The sequence below is a fragment of the Limnospira sp. PMC 289.06 genome (assembly GCF_032350395.1).
Taxonomy (GTDB): Bacteria; Cyanobacteriota; Cyanobacteriia; order Cyanobacteriales; family Microcoleaceae; genus Limnospira; species Limnospira platensis.
In genome coordinates this window covers 1-444 of sequence record NZ_JARPLC010000495.1, presented here as the reverse complement: position 1 = coordinate 444, position 444 = coordinate 1, and the positions used below count along the sequence as shown (strand labels likewise).

Below are 444 nucleotides of genomic sequence, written 5' to 3'. Positions count from 1 at the left end.
GCTCAATTCAGCCAAAGCACTAGGCAGTTGACCCGAAGGAACGCGGTCAACGGGCTGTTGGGGGTTGGGGGAGATGTTTTTCTTATCCATTGGAGTTTTTCACTCATTTGTTAGGTTTACAGTTTGACCGCTTAGGGCGGTCAGTCCCTTCTTATTGTCAAGAAGCCTGTTTGTGCTGCCCGGTAGCCGTGAGCGCGGCACGAAAATTCTCGTTTGGGGTAGCACCCAATTCCGTCCAACAAAACTCTGGATCGGGGGAAGAGGGGCCCCAGGGAGTGATGCTCCCTCCACCCCAGCAGCGTGCCAGGTATCGGAAAGTCCCGAGGTATCAACGGTTGCCCGTCAATTCATCGAGGCGAACCCAGTGCCCTGGCAGTCCTCACAAGAAGTTTGAGGATCGATTGGGCCTGTGGTAGAATTCGATGGCGACTACTCGTCGTCACC

Annotated in this window: 1 protein-coding gene; it reads right to left on the bottom strand. The window is 54.7% G+C overall.

Features of this window, described 5'->3' with window-relative positions; all coding sequences use genetic code 11:
• The coding region (locus tag P5674_RS25960) for a microcyclamide/patellamide family RiPP (protein ID WP_315670496.1) at nt 1-90 on the bottom strand (90 nt) is incomplete at its 3' end.
• Nucleotides 91-444 lie beyond the last annotated feature (354 nt).